This window comes from Novosphingobium rhizovicinum (genome assembly GCF_040813635.1).
Taxonomy (GTDB): domain Bacteria; phylum Pseudomonadota; class Alphaproteobacteria; order Sphingomonadales; family Sphingomonadaceae; genus Novosphingobium; species Novosphingobium rhizovicinum.
Genome location: NZ_JBFNXR010000031.1, coordinates 83303 through 99003, shown reverse-complemented (window position 1 = coordinate 99003; position 15701 = coordinate 83303). Strand labels below are relative to the sequence as shown.

The 15701-nt window shown below is 62.1% G+C and carries 16 protein-coding genes; 9 read left to right on the top strand and 7 right to left on the bottom strand.

Annotated features, from left to right (window positions below):
* Positions 1-33: 33 nt before the first annotated feature.
* The 3 genes from ABUH87_RS09225 to ABUH87_RS09215 are packed head-to-tail and all read left to right on the top strand — an operon-like array spanning position 34 to position 3129.
* Positions 34-825 (top strand): SDR family NAD(P)-dependent oxidoreductase, encoded by a 792-nt coding sequence (locus ABUH87_RS09225; RefSeq protein ID WP_367772762.1) that lies wholly within the window; start codon positions 34-36, stop codon positions 823-825.
* A 46-nt stretch (positions 826-871) separates the two neighbouring features.
* Complete coding sequence (locus ABUH87_RS09220) at positions 872-1885, top strand: zinc-dependent alcohol dehydrogenase (protein WP_367772760.1); 1014 nt, start codon at positions 872-874, stop codon at positions 1883-1885.
* Entirely contained in the window at positions 1882-3129 is a 1248-nt protein-coding gene (locus ABUH87_RS09215) for an MBL fold metallo-hydrolase (RefSeq protein ID WP_367772758.1), read from the top strand. Before ABUH87_RS09220 ends, ABUH87_RS09215 begins: the two co-directional genes overlap by 4 nt.
* 31 nt (positions 3130-3160) lie before the next feature.
* On the opposite strand, the gene ABUH87_RS09210 is transcribed toward ABUH87_RS09215, so the two are convergent.
* Both ABUH87_RS09210 and trhO read right to left on the bottom strand, forming a co-directional pair.
* Positions 3161-3772: a glutathione S-transferase gene (locus ABUH87_RS09210; protein WP_367772756.1), complete on the bottom strand. Its 612-nt coding sequence runs from the start codon at positions 3770-3772 to the stop codon at positions 3161-3163.
* Entirely contained in the window at positions 3756-4751 is a 996-nt protein-coding gene (trhO, locus tag ABUH87_RS09205; RefSeq protein ID WP_367772754.1) for an oxygen-dependent tRNA uridine(34) hydroxylase TrhO, read from the bottom strand. Before trhO ends, ABUH87_RS09210 begins: the two co-directional genes overlap by 17 nt.
* 221 nt (positions 4752-4972) lie before the next feature.
* On the opposite strand from trhO, the gene ABUH87_RS09200 reads away from it, so the two are divergent.
* The 3 genes from ABUH87_RS09200 (at position 4973) to ABUH87_RS09190 (ending at position 8644) form a co-directional block, all read left to right on the top strand.
* Positions 4973-6010, top strand: coding sequence for a GH12 family glycosyl hydrolase domain-containing protein (locus ABUH87_RS09200; protein ID WP_367772752.1), 1038 nt, complete (start codon positions 4973-4975; stop codon positions 6008-6010).
* A gap of 98 nt (positions 6011-6108) precedes the next feature.
* Positions 6109-6894 (top strand): hypothetical protein, encoded by a 786-nt coding sequence (locus ABUH87_RS09195; RefSeq protein ID WP_367772750.1) that lies wholly within the window; start codon positions 6109-6111, stop codon positions 6892-6894.
* Between the two features lie 358 nt (positions 6895-7252).
* Complete coding sequence (locus ABUH87_RS09190) at positions 7253-8644, top strand: L,D-transpeptidase family protein (RefSeq protein WP_367772748.1); 1392 nt, start codon at positions 7253-7255, stop codon at positions 8642-8644.
* 27 nt (positions 8645-8671) lie between these two features.
* Here ABUH87_RS09190 and ABUH87_RS09185 read toward each other — a convergent pair whose 3' ends face one another.
* The 5 genes from ABUH87_RS09185 to kdsA all read right to left on the bottom strand — a co-directional run bounded on the left by ABUH87_RS09185 (position 8672) and on the right by kdsA (position 13049).
* On the bottom strand, positions 8672-8956 hold the full coding sequence (locus tag ABUH87_RS09185; RefSeq protein WP_367772746.1) for a hypothetical protein: 285 nt from the start codon (positions 8954-8956) through the stop codon (positions 8672-8674).
* Positions 8956-10536, bottom strand: a complete 1581-nt coding sequence (locus ABUH87_RS09180) for a PepSY-associated TM helix domain-containing protein (RefSeq protein ID WP_367772744.1) — start codon at positions 10534-10536, stop codon at positions 8956-8958. The genes ABUH87_RS09185 and ABUH87_RS09180 overlap by 1 nt, the downstream gene beginning before the upstream one ends.
* Positions 10533-10838, bottom strand: a complete 306-nt coding sequence (locus tag ABUH87_RS09175) for a hypothetical protein (protein ID WP_367772742.1) — start codon at positions 10836-10838, stop codon at positions 10533-10535. The genes ABUH87_RS09180 and ABUH87_RS09175 overlap by 4 nt, the downstream gene beginning before the upstream one ends.
* Positions 10839-11055: 217 nt before the next feature.
* Positions 11056-12135 (bottom strand): phytanoyl-CoA dioxygenase family protein, encoded by a 1080-nt coding sequence (locus ABUH87_RS09170; protein ID WP_367772740.1) that lies wholly within the window; start codon positions 12133-12135, stop codon positions 11056-11058.
* An 83-nt stretch (positions 12136-12218) separates the two neighbouring features.
* Positions 12219-13049: a 3-deoxy-8-phosphooctulonate synthase gene (gene kdsA / locus ABUH87_RS09165; protein WP_367772738.1), complete on the bottom strand. Its 831-nt coding sequence runs from the start codon at positions 13047-13049 to the stop codon at positions 12219-12221.
* A gap of 197 nt (positions 13050-13246) precedes the next feature.
* On the opposite strand from kdsA, the gene ABUH87_RS09160 reads away from it, so the two are divergent.
* The 3 genes from ABUH87_RS09160 to ABUH87_RS09150 are packed head-to-tail and all read left to right on the top strand — an operon-like array spanning position 13247 to position 15700.
* Positions 13247-14233: a KpsF/GutQ family sugar-phosphate isomerase gene (locus tag ABUH87_RS09160; protein WP_367772736.1), complete on the top strand. Its 987-nt coding sequence runs from the start codon at positions 13247-13249 to the stop codon at positions 14231-14233.
* Between the two features lie 31 nt (positions 14234-14264).
* On the top strand, positions 14265-15077 hold the full coding sequence (locus tag ABUH87_RS09155) for a 3-deoxy-manno-octulosonate cytidylyltransferase (RefSeq protein ID WP_367772734.1): 813 nt from the start codon (positions 14265-14267) through the stop codon (positions 15075-15077).
* A gap of 2 nt (positions 15078-15079) precedes the next feature.
* The gene (locus ABUH87_RS09150; protein WP_367772732.1) at positions 15080-15700 is read left to right on the top strand and encodes a histidine phosphatase family protein; all 621 of its coding nucleotides are present in this window, start codon (positions 15080-15082) and stop codon (positions 15698-15700) included.
* Position 15701 lies beyond the last annotated feature (1 nt).

The window sequence follows — 15701 nt, the reverse complement described above, 5'->3', positions numbered from 1 at the left end:
GCGCGCGGGCGCAGCGACACGATTGAGGAGAGAATGATGGCCAAGGGCCTTTTCGACTGCACGGGCAAAGTCACGGTCGTGACCGGCGGTAACAGCGGCATTGGACTGGGCTTCGCGACGGGTATCGCGAAGATGGGCGGTGACATCGCTATCTGGGCTCGCAATGCCGAGAAGAGCGCCAAGGCCAAGGCCGAGTTGGAAGCCGCCGGCGCGGGCAAGGTTGTCGCCTATCAGGTCGACGTTTCCGAAGAGCGGAACATCGTCGACGGGTTCGAGCAGGTCATGGCCGACTTTGGACGGGTGGACTGCGTTTTTGCGAACTCCGGTGCCTCACCGCGCTACAACTCGGTGTTCGAAATGCCCACGGAGCACTGGTACGAGTTCCAGAAGACCGCCTTGCATGGCGCCTTCTTCACCTTGCGCGAGGCTGCGCGCCACATGAAGGCCCGCGCTGAGGCAGGCGAGCCGGGCGGCAGTCTGGTCGCATGCGGCTCGCTGTCGCTGTTCCAGGGCCTTCCGGGCAAGATGGAGTATGCCGCATCCAAGTCGGCCATTGCCGCGACGGTGCGCTGCCTCGCCATCGAGTTGGCGCCGCTCGGTATTCGCGCCAACGTGGTGGCGCCCGGCCTTATCATGACGCCCATGATGGGTGAGGGCGAGCAGGCCAAGCAGGTCGAGGCCTACTTCGCGCCCACGATCCCTATGAAGCGCACAGGCTTTCCCTCCGACTTTGAGGGCATCGGCGCCTTCCTGTGCTCTGACGCCTCCTCATTCATGACGGGCGAGACGGTCACGATTGATGGCGGTTACATGGTCCGTCCATGACGCCAAGACCTCAAAGATAACAATAAACGCCGCGAGGAGAGAGACGATGGAACTGCTGAAAATCCACGGCGCCGGCGACGTCCGCGTCGACCCCTACGAACGGCCTGCCGCCGGTCCCAAGGACGTGGTGGTGAAGATGAAGTCGGTCGGCATCTGCGGATCCGACCTGTCGTACATCAAGATGGGCGGCATCCCGCCGGGCGCCGAGACGGCGCTTGGCCACGAGGGGGCGGGTGAGGTTCTGGAAGTCGGCAGCGAGGTTCAGGGCATCGCCGTGGGTACGCCGGTGATCGTCAACCCTATGATGACGCCGAGCAATATCGGCTCGGGCGGACCGGAGGGCGCGTTCACGCAGGAACTGCTGGTGCGTGAGGCACGGCTGGGAGAGTCGATTCTGCCGATCCCCGAAGGTATCTCCTATGATGTAGCCGCGATGTGCGAGCCGCTCGCCGTCGCGATGCATGGCGTCAATCGCGCCGAGGTGAAGCCGGGCGACAAGGTCGTGGTGTTCGGCTGCGGTCCGATTGGTCTGGGCATGCTGCTCTGGCTGGTCGATCGCGGGATCACCGATGTGGTCGCGCTCGACCTCTCTGAGGAGCGGCTGGAGCGGGCGCGAGCGCTGGGCGTGCAAGCCGCGCTGAATCCTTCCCAAGTCGACGTGCGGACAGAGCTTGCGCGGCTTCACGGCGAAGTGCCGAGCTATGGCCGTGTGGGCGTTGGCACCGACGCATACATCGATGCGGCGGGTGCACCGTCAATCCTGACCGACGTGATCATGATGGCCAAGCTGCACGCGAGGCTGGTGATAACCGCTGCCTACATGAAGCCGCTCGAGTTCCCTGTGGGCCGCATGCTGACCAGCGAAATGACCATCACCACGGCCATGGGATATCCGACGGAAATGCCTGAGGTCATCGCCGCCATGCCGCGGTTGAAGGACAAGATCGCGGCGATGATCAGTCACAGATTGCCGTTTCGCGAGGTGATGAAGGGACTGGAGATCGCGGCCACTCCGCAGTCTGCCAAAGTCATGATCGGGTTTGAGGAGGCCTTAAGATGAGCGACACCAAGGAAGCCACTCCAAAGCTTGCCGGCCTCGTCCGTTCGGGCGACGCGCAGAGCGAGGCGATCGCGATCACCGAGTTCGTCTTCCAGGCGAACGACGTATCGAACGCCTATCTCGTGACCACGTCCGAGGGCGACGTGATGATCAACACTGGCTTCATGGACAACGTGGAGCGTAACAAGGGTTTGTTCGCGCCGCATCGCACCGGGCCGCTGGCGTTTATCATCCTGACCCAGAGCCATGCCGACCATTTCGGCGGAGTACCCGAATTCCTCGAAGAAGGGACTCAGGTCGTCGGCGGCCCCGGCTTCGCGGAAGCGAACGCCGACATGATGGACATGACCGCCTTCTTTGGCCCGCGCACGATGAAGCTTTGGGGCTCCACCCTCAAGCGTGGCGGAACGCCCAAGCCGCCGCCGCTCGTGGTTCCCGACATCCTCGTCGACCGCAAGTTGACGCTGGAGCTGGGCGGTCGCTGCTTCGAACTGATCCACACGCCTGAAGGCGAAACGGTCGACAGTCTGACCGTGTGGATGCCCCGTGAGAAGATTGCCTTCACCGGTAACCTGTTCGGACCGGTATGGCTGTCCATGCCTTTCTTGTGCACCCTGCGTGGAGACAAGCCGCGTTCGGTGCGCCAGTACCTGAAGTCGCTGGAGAAAGTGCGCGACCTGGGCGCTGAAATTGTGGTCACCGGGCATGGCGACGCGATCCAGGGAGCAGAGCGGATTCGCGCCGATCTCGACAAGATGCATGCCGCCGTCACTTACGTGCGCGACTACACGCTGGAAGGCATGAAAGAGGGCAAGACCGTCCACCAACTCATGCGTGAATTTGCGTGGCCGGACGGGATGGCGATCGGCGAGTTCCACGGCAAGGCTAGCTGGGCCGTCAAGACGATCTGGGAAGAGTACTCGGGCTGGTTCCACTACGAAGACGGGACCACCGAACTTTACGGCGTGCCGCGCTCGAGTGTTGATGCCGACTTGGCCGAACTGGCTGGCGGGCCCGACAAGCTGGCCGAGCGCGCCCAGACCAAGCTCGACGCCGGAAAGCCGCTGGAGGCGCTGCACCTCGTTGCCATCGCGCTGGGCGCGGTGCCGGGAGACGTAGCTTCGCTCAAGGTGAAGAAGGCGGCAACCGAAGCGCTGCTTGCGGCCTCCGGCGGCAGCAATCTGTCGGAGACGATGTGGCTGCGCTCGGAAATCGCGGAGGTCGATCAGGCGCTAGGTAGCTAGCGGGGCCTGCTTTGTGGCTGGTCCCGGAGCATCAGCTCTGGGACCACGGGGCCTGTCGGATCATGATCGTGTCAAACAGGTCGGATGCGATGTGGTTCGCCAGCCATAGTTGCAGATGCGCCAGGGGCTGTTGGTCGAACCACTCTCGATCAACCGCGGCGAACTGCCGTACAAAGGGCATGATCGCGGCGTCGGCAAGGCCGCGTTTTTCTCCGCAGAGCTGGCCCCCGCCAGCGAGCTGCGCGTCCAATTGCCGCAGGAAGGCCAAACCCCTTTCGCGATGGACAAGCGGCTCGGACCCATGCCGCTCCGGGTACTTGTATCTGTCCAGGTCGTGCTTGAACGCGCCATCGTTTGCCGCGACCAGCGCGCGGTCGTCGCGCTCCAGCCAGCCCTCCGGATCGCGATTGGCAAGCGCCCAGCGCATGATGTCGAGGCTCTCGTCGATCACAGTGCCGTCCGCCAGCACGAGGACCGGAACGGTCCCTTTAGGCGAGGCCGCGAGCATGGCTGCCGGCTTGTCGCGAAGCTTCACCTCGCGCAGTTCGTACTGCGTGCCGCTGACAGCGAGCGCCATTCGTGCCCGCATGGCGTAAGGGCAGCGGCGGAAGCTGTAGAGGACCGGGTCAGCTTGCGGTGTCATTCAACTCCTCGCTCTCCGTTGTGTCCGGTGTATAGACCGCGCCCACGTGTGTATGGCCCCGTGCGGCAGCGAGCGTCTCCTGGCGATGGCGCTCGCGATATGATGCACGCTGCTCATCTGTCCGTTCGGAGTAGCATGCAGCGCAGCTGACGCCTTCCTCGTAGAGCGGTGAGGCGATGTCCTGTTCGCTGACTGGCCTGCGGCAAGCGTGACACAGTTCGTAGCTGCCCTGGCCGAGACCATGTCCGACTGTCACGCGTTGATCGAACACGAAGCACTCGCCGCGCCATAGACTGCTCTCTTGCGGTACCGTCTCGAGGTACTTCAGGATGCCACCCTTGAGATGGTAGACCTCCTCGACACCTTCCTGCTTGAGGAAAGCGGTGGATTTCTCGCAGCGGATGCCGCCGGTGCAGAACATCGCCACCTTCGGCTGGCGACCCGCGCCCAGGAGCCGGTCGCGCTCGGTCCGAAACCAGGCCGGAAAGTCGCGGAAGGTGCTGGTCTGAGGGGCGATCGCGCCTTCGAAGGTACCGACCGCGACCTCGTATGTGTTGCGCGTGTCGATCACGACAGTGTCAGGATCGGAGATCAGCGCATTCCAGTTCTCAGGCTCAACATATGTGCCCACGCTGGCACGCGGATCGATGTCGGGCTCTCCCATGGTGACGATTTCGCGTTTCAGGCGCACTTTCATGCGGTGAAAGGGCATCTCGACCGCGCCAGAAAGCTTGACGTCGAGGTCGGCGCAATCGGGCAAGGCGCGAATGTGCGTCAGCACTGCGGCGATGCCTTCATGTGAGCCGGCGATAGTGCCGTTGATCCCTTCGCGCGCGATCAGCAGAGTGCCGCGAATTCCATGCTGCCGGCAGACGCTCTCCAACCGGTCGCGGATGCTCGCGCAATCCGAAAGGCGGGTGAAGCGATAAAGGGCCGCGACGCACAGCGGCGCCGGGGGATGAGCCAGAGAGGTGTCCATACGCACGCCATAGCGCCAAGCATCTCTTGCGTCAGCCCGCATGCTGACGGACGATCCCGGACGAGGTGTATGCGACGGTAAATGGTAAGCTGTTGGTCGCATTGGCAAAAACTCGCACAAGAGTCTAATTTCCGTTTACCAACGTTGGTAGGCGAGCCGCAGGAAGAAAACACTAGACAGACTTCAAAGCGTTGGGTCTGAAAAAATGGGATGCCGTCAAGTTGACGGGCTATGGGTTCACGAACTTCCAGCAGGTTCTCTCGGGGGCGTCGCAGATCGGCAGCGATACGCGGATCAAGTTGAACTCGACCGAGATTCTCACTCTTTGGGATGTCTCGCTTTCCGCGCTCACTGCAGCGGACTTCAACTTCCTGGATCCGGTGGCCGCGGAGGTTCCGGTCAACAAGACCATGGACAAGGCTGCCCAGGCCTGGAACGCGAACGGTTGGTTCGTGCTGAACAACACCTGGGGCTCGACCGACATGACGGCGGGCAAGGATTACACGCTCACCAGCCAGTTCAACACTGCGGACATGACAGGCGGCACCACCTTCAACTGGTCCTATCCGCTCACCACAACAAACACCCGCGTGCTGGCCTATCCCGAGGTGATCTTCGGCGTAAGTCCGTACAACGCGGCGAGCAACCCGAGCGACACTGCGCGGGTGTTCCCGGTCCAGGTGGCAGACCTCAAGAGCCTGACCGCCGACTTCGACCTCAGCTACTCGGGGAACCTGGGCGGCTTCAACGTGGCGTTCGACATCTGGCTGGCGAACTCGGCCACCGGGACCGGGGAGAGTGTCGTTACGAACGAGATCATGATCTGGATCCACGAAGGCGGCTTTGGTGCCTATGGCGACCCGGTCGGCACTTACACCAATGGTGATTTCAAGGCGACGATCTACCACAAGGGGACGTACACCGCGCTCGTCGCTGACAAGGACTGGACCCAGGGCACGGTCGACGTCGCGGATGTGATCGCAAAGCTCAAGGATCTGGGCATCGTGTCGGACACCGAGTATCTTCGCTCGGTGGAGCTCGGGGCCGAAGTGGGCTCAGGTACCGGATCGCTGACGATCAACGATCTACAGCTTAACGTCGAGACGCGCGTGGACGGCGGGACCAAATCCTTCCTCGTGGACGGAACTGGAACCACCGTAGACGTGGTCGCCGATGCGCCGGTTATGGCCCCGCGGAACCAGCCCCTTCGCTGGTTGAGGATCTGCTTAACAGCAACGGGCATGTCATCGGAACCGTAACGACGGAGTGGCCGAGCGCCGAGAAGACGGTTGTCACCACGCACGACCTGGCCGGCAATCTGCTGGGTTCCGACGTCACGGTCGTCGGTAAGGAAAAGGTGGTCCAGCACTTCGATGAGCACTTTGTGCTGACCTCGGCAGACAAGATAATCACAAACGTCGACGGTTCGGTGCAGACCAACCATTTTGACGGCAAGTGGGCCTTTGTCGGAGCAGAGCGGGTTACGGTTAACGGGGCTGAAACCAAGACCCAGTACTTCGACGCGGCCTGGAAACCCTCGCGCATGGATGTTCTGGTGAATGAGGGTAATGGCTCCACCATGCTGAAGCACTATAATGCTTCGTGGCAGTTCATAGGAGCCGAGCGCGTCACGGTCGGTGGCGACGTCACCACCACCCGTGCCTGGGACAGCTCCTGGAACTTGCTCTCTCAGAAGAAACTGCTGGTGCAGGCCGATGGGAGCAAGCGGGTCGAGCAATATGACGGCAGCCTCAAGCTTACCGGATATGAGATCATCAAGGTGCTCGATGGCGTCGAGGTGACTTCTCAGTTCAGCGCGCAGAACGCGTTGCTGGGTACGGAAAAGATGATGCTGGGCGGTTTGCCTCTCATCGCTGAGCCCGTGCAGAGCTCTGCCGCAACGGCCTTGGCGACGGACGAAGGCAGCTTTGCGTTTACTGCGGCAGCGGCTCCCCACGTTGCAAGCACGGCAACTGCGGGGACGCTGGGCACGGTGGAGAGCATCTCCGTGGCGGGCATCGACGCCAGCACGACGCAGGTCCAGACGATCAAGCTTCTGCCCGAAGATGACGCGGGAACGATGGTTTCACACCTGAACATGTATGAGCATCACGTCGATACCGCCCATCTGCACCTAGTCTGATGTGACAGCGTCTGATGTGACAGCGCGCAGCTGACGCGGTTTATACCGGCTTTCTGCGCCCCTGCTCCATAAGTCATGGGCAGGGGCGCAATGCTGCATACATATTGAAGTAAAAGTCTGAGAAGATTTGAGTGTGCCGAGATTTATATTGATCGGTGCACAGTAAGCTTGGGGTTTGAGTGTAATAGGAACAATCGCAATCCGACGGTGTTCATTGAACATGGAAAAACGTCCGATTATTCTCAAATTCAGCAGTATACTTCTTGCAGGTGTCGCCGCTTGCGGAGCACCGAGCAACGGCGCTGAGGTTTCCGGTCAAGAGGGAACGCAGGCAGTCGCTCCCGTGCCCGAGCAGGCCATGCGTTCTGCCTCGGATGCAGGAGTCCGCCCGTTCTATGAAGCTCGAGCCTGGAAGGCCGCTTGGTCTCCCGAGGCGGCCGAGAGCCTGCGTGAAATACTCGGTGAGCGGGCGGGCCATGGTCTGGATCGATTGCGCTTCCTTCCCGCGGACATGCCGCAAGAAGATGCCGCGCGCGACGTGGCGCTGACCAAGGCTGCACTGCGTTACGCTATAGCCTTGTCGCGGGGGGCGGTCGATCCGACCAATCTCTATGACGTCTACACATTGCCGCGTCCGGAAGACGATCTCGTGGCCGGTCTCAATACTGCGCTCAACGACGGCAGGCTACGCGAGTGGCTTGGCGGACTTGCGCCACAGAGCCAAAGCTATCGCGTACTGTCCAAGACCTATGTGGATGCAAGAGGCTCTTCGGAAGGCCGCTCCATGTCGCCGATTGCGCTCGACGGGATAGCCGAGAAAGGCGACAGCGGCCCACATGTCGCGGCCATCGTAGGGCGTCTTCGGGAACTCGGCTTCCTGCAGTCCGAAGGTGGCAAGAGCAAAGACGTCTACACCCAAGAGGTCGCCAGTGCCGTCGAGCGGCTGCAGGCGAGCTTTGGCCTTACAGTCGATGGAGTGGTGGGCCCCAGCACTCTGCAGGCGCTGAATTTCGGCCCGGCAGCTCGCTCCCGCGCGCTTGCTGTCGCACTGGAGCGTCAGCGCTGGCTTGAACGCAGCCCTCCTGGAAACCGTATTGACGTGAACATCGCCGCCGCCGAGTTGGCCTACTATAAAGACGGGACCTTGGTCGATCGCCGCAAGGTTGTTGTCGGTGAGCCTGGCAATCCTACGCCGCAGTTGCAGTCGCAGCTTTACCGCCTTGTCGCCAACCCCACCTGGACGGTTCCGAAGTCGATCGAGCGAAACGAACTGTCCGATGTCTCGTCGGCCTATCTGCGGCGCAACAACATGGTGCGCGAAGGAGGCTGGATTGTGCAGCAGTCGGGGCCGGACAACGCCTTGGGGCTGGTCAAGTTCGATATGGACAACCAGCATGCGATCTACTTGCATGATACGAACGCCCCTCGACTGTTCTCCGAGGAGCGGCGGTATTTCAGCCATGGCTGCGTGCGGGTGGAGGACGCGTGGGGCTTCGCGCGCATGCTCGCCAGTGACGTTCAGATTACCGGTTCCTGGCAAAGTGCCCGGGCAAAAGACAAGGAAACCTTTGTCCGGCTTCCTGAACCCATTCCCGTGCGGTTGATCTACCAAGATGTTGTCGTGAGTGACGGCAAGCCTGTTTACTTGCTCGATCCTTATGGATGGAACGATGCCATTGCAGCCAAGCTCGGTTTCGAAGCCGGCGCTCGCAAGCGCATAAACCTTCAGGCGCGTGACATAGGTCCCTGACGCAGCGGAAAGGCTGCGGATCGCCCCTTAGATCCCTTCCTTGCTCCCTGACCTGGCTGAAGAAAGCGCCGTGGTGAGAAGCCATCCGGCGACTGAACAGCCGCCGAGCCATGACAGGAAGGCTGCGGCGTCGCCGAGAAGGATCAGGAACAGCCCAGGCAACAAGGCCCCGATTGCAAGAGGCAGTCGTGGTCCCGCTCCCGTGCTGGGTGGCGATGCGCCCATGGCGCGTCGACGCTTCGGGTCGCGCAGGCACAACAGCGCGATCAGCAGGGTGGATGCGGCCAGCGCGATGTAAAGTGGAAGTCCCATTACTCAGCCGCCTGCAGGATGGGGGCAACGCCTGCATCCGCTCTGGCAGGCAGGCGCAGGCGCCAAAGCAGGGCAGCGCCGGACACCACAAGCGCAAGATCCACAGCGACGATCACCCACTGACCTGCCGCCAGTGCAGTGGTCCAGCCGGGGCCTCCATTCATCAGGCGCAGGGGCGGCAGTGCGACCATGACGACCCCGGTCATCGCCACCAGCACCTGCGCAAATGATGCCGCTGAGCGCCAGAAGGCGCCGGCAGCGATCACCATGGCAGAGGCTATGAGAAAACCAGCAGGTGTCCAGAACGTCGCGGTTCCAAGAGGCATGGTCAGCAGGAAAGCGATGCCCGATCCGAGGAGCGCCAGCGGCAGGCCCAGCCCGACAATCACAAGCGAGCGGTCGAGCCAGTCCAGCGAACGGGAGCCCGCTTCACGCCGCACCAGCCAAAGCCGCAGTCCGGTATAAGTAACGTAGCACATCGCAAAACCCAGGCCGAACCAGATTGCCTTTGAGACGATCCCGGCAAAGTTGCCGAAGTGCAAGGGCGACATCACCGCAGCCAGTGTTCCTCCGGTGGAGGGACGGGGGCCGATGAGCGGTTTCTGGTTCTCAAACGTACCATCTGCTCCGTTGTAGACGAGGCTGACGGGCGCGATGTCGCCGCTGGCAGGCGGATGATAGGTTGTCACCTTCGCATCGGCGCGACCGAAGTTCTCGATTGTGGCGAACGTCGGTATGGCGCCGGCCCGATCGATCGCATCGGCGGTGATGCGGTCGAGCCCCGCCGTCGGCGCCGGTCGGGCGTCGGGCGTCCCCGGACTGCCGAAGACGGCTTCGTTCAGCGCCTCAACATCTCCGCCGAAAGCTGCCATGGCCACGATAGGTACGCCGATCGTGCCGAAGAAGGAGAAGAAGCTGCCGGTGAAAGCCAGGACGAAGGCGAAGGGAAGGCTCCATGTGCCGGCCACGCTGTGACGGTCGCGGTTCAGCAAAACCGGCTTGGCACCGCGCCGTAGCGTGAAAATGTCTTTGAACAGGTGCCGATGTATCAGAAGCCCCGAGATGGCGGCCACGAGCATGGCGAGGCCCAATACCCCGGTCAGGATCAGGCCGTAGGGATCGGGTACGTGCAGCCGGACGTGCGTTTCGACCAGAAAGGTGCTGAAAGCATTGTCGTTGCGCGCGCCGAAGACGTCTTCGCTCGTGCCGAAGCTGCGCTCCTTCAGAGTTCCGTCCGCACCGACCAGATAGAACCAGCCCCGGCTGACGGGCATCCCGTCTTCCATTTCATGGCGATGGAAGAACATGCCAAGGTCGTGATCGCCAGTCTCGAACAGGTCCACCGCCTCGCGGTATTCTTCAGGGGTTTGTGCTCCCAGTTCCTGAATGGGGCCAGCGATTGGCCGCTCGAAAGCGGACTCACTGGTGACATGCCCGGCGGACCAGACGCCAATCTCCTCAGCGAAAACCGCAGCCGTGCCGGTCAGCACCACGGCATAGAGCAGCAGCCCGAGGATAATGCCCGACCACCCGTGGACGGCGACCATGAGCTTGGTCTCTTCCTTCGGAAGCGCGATCATCGATGGTCCTCCTGGGATGCCGGTCTGGCGTCCATGAACTTCTGCGTTACCAGCCCGCCATGCACAAGAAGCAGCCCGAGCGCGACCGCGATGACCCGCTTCAGGTTACGATCAAGGCAGGCGTGAAAGAACAACGCCGCCCAGATCAGCGGCACGAGAACAAGCGGCAAGACCAGATTGTCGACACCGGCCGCGCCTCCGGGGAGCCAAAGTGCCATCCCCGCCATCGTCACCATGGCAACAATCACCGCCATCGGCCCTGCAAAAGCAATGCGTGTCCAGCGTCTCGCCGTCGGTGTCATCGCGCTTCCTTACCGTGCCCAGGATGATTCGCGGCGCACCGTAAGACCCCAGGCAGCGAAAGCGGCGGTGAGAGGGGCAAGATCGGCAGGCATGCGGATTGATCCCCCGGCGGGTCAAACTCGCACCCTGATACCCCGTTGTTGCCAGCCCTGCAAGTCACTCGCAATAGCAGGCCATACAGCTGGCGGGCGGTATGCGTGCCTGTCGTTAAGCCAGCTACAACGGCAGGCTGGGAGGCTCTTCGTCCGGTGTCGCGCAGCGTGTTGTGTGATCCATCGGGCCCCGAATCCCGACACGGCGCCAAGGTTGGCCGAGTTGCCTTTCAAAACGATCGCGAAACGACCACAGCCAGCCGATCCGACGTTCGGCCACGCCCGGCAGGCTCAGCAGATCTCCTCCCAGCCAAGGCAGGAAGGGATTGCGGCGCGCGTAGGACCAGATCTCCACGCGCTCTCCCGCCGTCTCGGAAGCACCTCGGGCATGAAAGCCGAGTGTGTCCGCGACGACGAGGGTGTTGCCCGGTACTGCCAATGCCTCAGGCCCGGAGAGCTTCATGGCGGTGAGATCGGCTGGAGATACGCGTGGCGACCCGCGAGCCGATAGCCGGTCGATGGCCCGTGGATCCGCGAGGCTGCGCCGGTGTTCCCAGGCGAGGCGTTCCGGAGTCAGGCGATGCGACCCACGCACGTAGGTGAACGGCCCCTCGCTCGCCGCGACGGGATTGAGGAACAGCCAGGCCTTGAGCGATGAATGGAAGCTATCCGCATGAAGGGTTTCCTGCGGGTCCCGATCATCCTGACCGTCATGGCTGACGATCGTCTGTATATAATGTAGCGGGGTCGTCCGAAAGCTCGCTACATAGTGGAATAACGCGGTCAGATCCTCGCGCTCCAGCAGCTTCCTCAACGAAGGAATCTGCGCGAGCATCTCGGGATCTATTGCGAGCCTGCGGGTAACGGCGTCGCCCTGCCGCATCTCTCTGGCCTCACCCTGGTAAGACAGGATCGCCGTACGCAGGAGTGCGAACTCTTCGGGCGCCACAACATCCCGAATGACGACAAATCCGTCCCTGTCGAAGGCTTCGCGCCACTCGGCGGGAACGCGGCGTGCCAGCCGCTTGCGCCGCCACCGGCACAGAGCGGCTGCCAGCTTCACGCGAGCCAGGTGCAGGCCGCGCCGGTTCAGCCGCTGCGACCCGATAAGCGGGTTGTCGAGAAAGCTCTTGGCGGACGTTGCAAGTTGCAGAGTGTGCACCGGGGCAAGCATTGCGCTTTTGAACCGGGCGTGCACAATCATGGCTCACTTTGCCTTAGCGGTAAGGGTATCCGGCAGGTCAGCCTGTTGCCTGATAACAGACATTCCGGCGAAAGCGGATTCAGCTAAGTGGACTTAACTGCTGCGTCAATGGCTTGCAGTTGAACCAGGAGTGGCTCCATCTGATCCAGGGGCCAGGCGTTCGCTCCGTCAGACAACGCCTTCTCGGGGGCCGGGTGTGTTTCCATGAACAGGCCCGCCACTCCCGCGCCGACGGCTGCGCGCGCGAGCACTGGCACAAACTCGCGCTGCCCGCCGGAACTCTCACCCAACCCGCCTGGTAACTGCACGGAATGAGTAGCGTCGAAAACAACAGGACAGCCGGTCTCGGCCATGATGGCAAGGCCCCGCATGTCGGAGACGAGATTGTTGTAACCGAACGAGGTGCCCCGGTCGCACAAGAGGAAGGCATCAGGATCGTGTCCTGCCGCGCTGGCTGCGTGCCGTGCCTTGGCAATGACCTGTGCCATGTCGGCAGGAGCCATGAACTGGGCTTTCTTGATGTTCACCGGCTTGCCCGAAGCGGCGACCGCCGCGATGAAGTCGGTCTGCCGGGCCAGGAACGCGGGTGTTTGTAGTACATCCACGGCTTGGGCAACCGCGGGCACCTGCGACGCCTCGTGCACATCTGTCAGGACAGGCAGCCCCGTCCGCTCCCGAACCTTCTCAAGGATGCGAAGGCCCTCGTCCATTCCAGGGCCGCGGAACGATCGGTGCGAACTGCGGTTTGCCTTGTCGAAAGAAGCCTTGAAGAGAGTGAACAGGCCGAGCTTTTGAGCTGTACGCGCAAGACGGTCGGCGATCGAAAGGGTCAGATCCTCGGTTTCGATGACGCACGGCCCGGCGATAAGGAACAGCGGAGTGGTTGCGCCCGTTTCACGTCCGCACAAGATCATCAATTCGTCCTCCGGATGTCGCTCCGGAGGTGCGATCTGGCTCAATTGACAAATGCAAGTTGAACAATACGCGCCTTCGGAGGTACAGGGCCGCTTCCTTGACGAGGAAGGGAGTGACTGGCAAGCCTTTATGGGTAAGCTGAAATCTCCGCTGGAAGCGTCCCGGTAAGTAAAACAGAAATCACATTCAGGGCGATATGAAATCTGAAGTCTTCCAATCGCGGTACTCCGATTCGGTGCTGAATACGCTGGATGTTGAACTTCAGGCGCTCGAGGCTCTGCGCCTCGCGATGCAGTCACCGGACCTAGGCGCACAGATCGACCGGGCCATTCAGGCCATTGCGACGACACCGGGTCGTGTGATTGTCACCGGAATGGGCAAGAGCGGCCATATCGCCGGCAAAATTGCCGCTACCATGCGTTCCACGGGCACTGCAGCTTTGTACCTTCACCCGGGTGAAGCGAGTCATGGTGATCTGGGAGTTATCACTCCTTCGGACGTCGTTCTCGCTATCACATGGTCCGGCGAGACGAGCGAACTCAATGACATCTTCAGCTACTGTCGCAGTCGCGGCGTGATGCTGATCGTAGCGACTTCCCATGCCGATAGTACCGCTGGCCGCGCAGCGGACATCTGCCTGACTATGCCCTCGGTCCGCGAGGCCTGCCCATACGAACTCGCCCCGACGTCCACGACGACGATCCAGCTTGTGCTCGGAGATGCGCTTGCGGTTGCGCTCATTCAAGCACGCGGCTTCACTGCTTCCGATTTCCACACCTTCCATCCGCGCGGCAATCTCGGAGCGCGCCTCTCCACTGTTGGCGAGATCATGGGCACTGGCGATGCCGTGCCGCGGGTGGGGCGTGACGCTTCCCTTACGAGCGCCACCATCGAGATGAGCCGCAAACGTTATGGTTGCACGGCCGTGGTGGACGAAAACGAGATCCTGGTGGGTGCTTTCACCGATGGAGATCTGCGCCGCTGCATCGCGGTCTTCGATTTGTCCGATAACATCGGGCTGCACATGTCCGTCAGCCCCGTGACCGTTACGGCAGAGACGCTCGCCTCCGAGGCTTTGCACATCATGAACGAAAACGCCGTCTCGGTGTTGTTCGTCGTCGAAGAGGGCAAGCTCGTGGGCATTGTTCACATGCACGATATCATCAGGCGGGGCGTAGCCTGAGCCGGTTCCGCTGACATATCCGGCAACCAGCATGACAGCAGATTTGATCGTCATACCGGCGCGGTTTGGTTCAACGCGTCTGCCCGGAAAGCCGCTGCTGAAGATCGCTGGTCGAACGCTTCTGGAGCGGGTCACTGAAGTGGCGCACGCTGCGGCTGAACAAGCAGGCGCATGTGATGTAGTGGTGGCAACCGATGACACACGCATCGCAGAGTACGCCCGCAATCTCGGAGTCGAAGTCGTGATGACGGCCGAGAGCCTGAACTCCGGCTCGGCTCGGGCGCATGCGGCGGCGTTGACCCGGCCCTCACTGCCTCAAAGGGTCATTAACCTGCAAGGCGATGCACCGTTCATTCCGGCTGCACTTGTGGCGGGCCTGATTGCCGCGCTGCGTGATAACGACGCTGATGTCGCGACCCCGGTATATCGACTCGACTGGAGCCGGCTCGACAGACTGCGCGCTCACAAACTTGCAGCGCCGTTCAGTGGCACGACATGTGTTAGAGGGACTGATGGTCGGGCGCTCTGGTTCTCCAAGAGTATCCTGCCTGCCATGCGCGATGAGGCGAAACTGCGGGAGGATCCCGCTTCGCCTGTTTGGCAGCATCTGGGCCTCTACGGCTACCGGATGGCGGCTCTTGAATGGTTTGCAGCCACTGAGCCTACGCCATACGAGCAGCTCGAAGGGCTGGAGCAATTGCGCTTCCTCGAAAGCGGGTGGACGGTCACGACCATAGAGGTTCCTCCGCCCCAGCACGCCCTCTCCGGCATCGATACTCCCGCCGATATCGCCCAGGCCGAAGATGCGATTGCCCGGTTGGGTGATCCTTTCCCCGGGGCGTAGGGATGGGTACTGCCGAGTTCGTGATCGTCCGCCACGGCAACACGTTCGACGCGGGCGAGGCTCCGCGTCGCATTGGCTGGCGAACCGATTTGCCGCTGACGGAGAGCGGAACTGCTCAGGCGGAAGCATTGGGAGCCCACTTTGCAGAGCTGGGTTGGAGGTTTGCCCGCGCGCTCGTGTCGCCGCTTCTGCGGACCACCGACACGGCAGGCCGGATCCTGCAGCATCAGGAGAATGCGCCAGCGCTCGAATCCTGTGAGTGGCTGCGCGAAGTGGATCATGGACCTGACGAGAACCAGCCTGAGCCATCCGTCGTGGCTCGGATCGGCCGCGAAGCCCTTGCCGCCTGGGACGAGCGGGGAGAGCCACCGCCAGGCTGGACTGTCGACGCGGAGGCGCGTTGCTCGGCTTGGCGCGCTCTGTTTGGAAGCGAGCCTGCTGGAGGTCCGGTATTGATCGTCACCAGCAATGGTGCTGCACGTTATGCCCTGCTGGCGAATGAACGCCTTTCAGCGAAGGCGCGGGCGCTCGGAGGCTTGAAGCTGGCGACGGGAAGTTATGGGGTAGTGGCTCGTCGTGCGGACGGGGGCCTGCAGGTGCCGGTATGGGGCCGTCGCCCTTGAA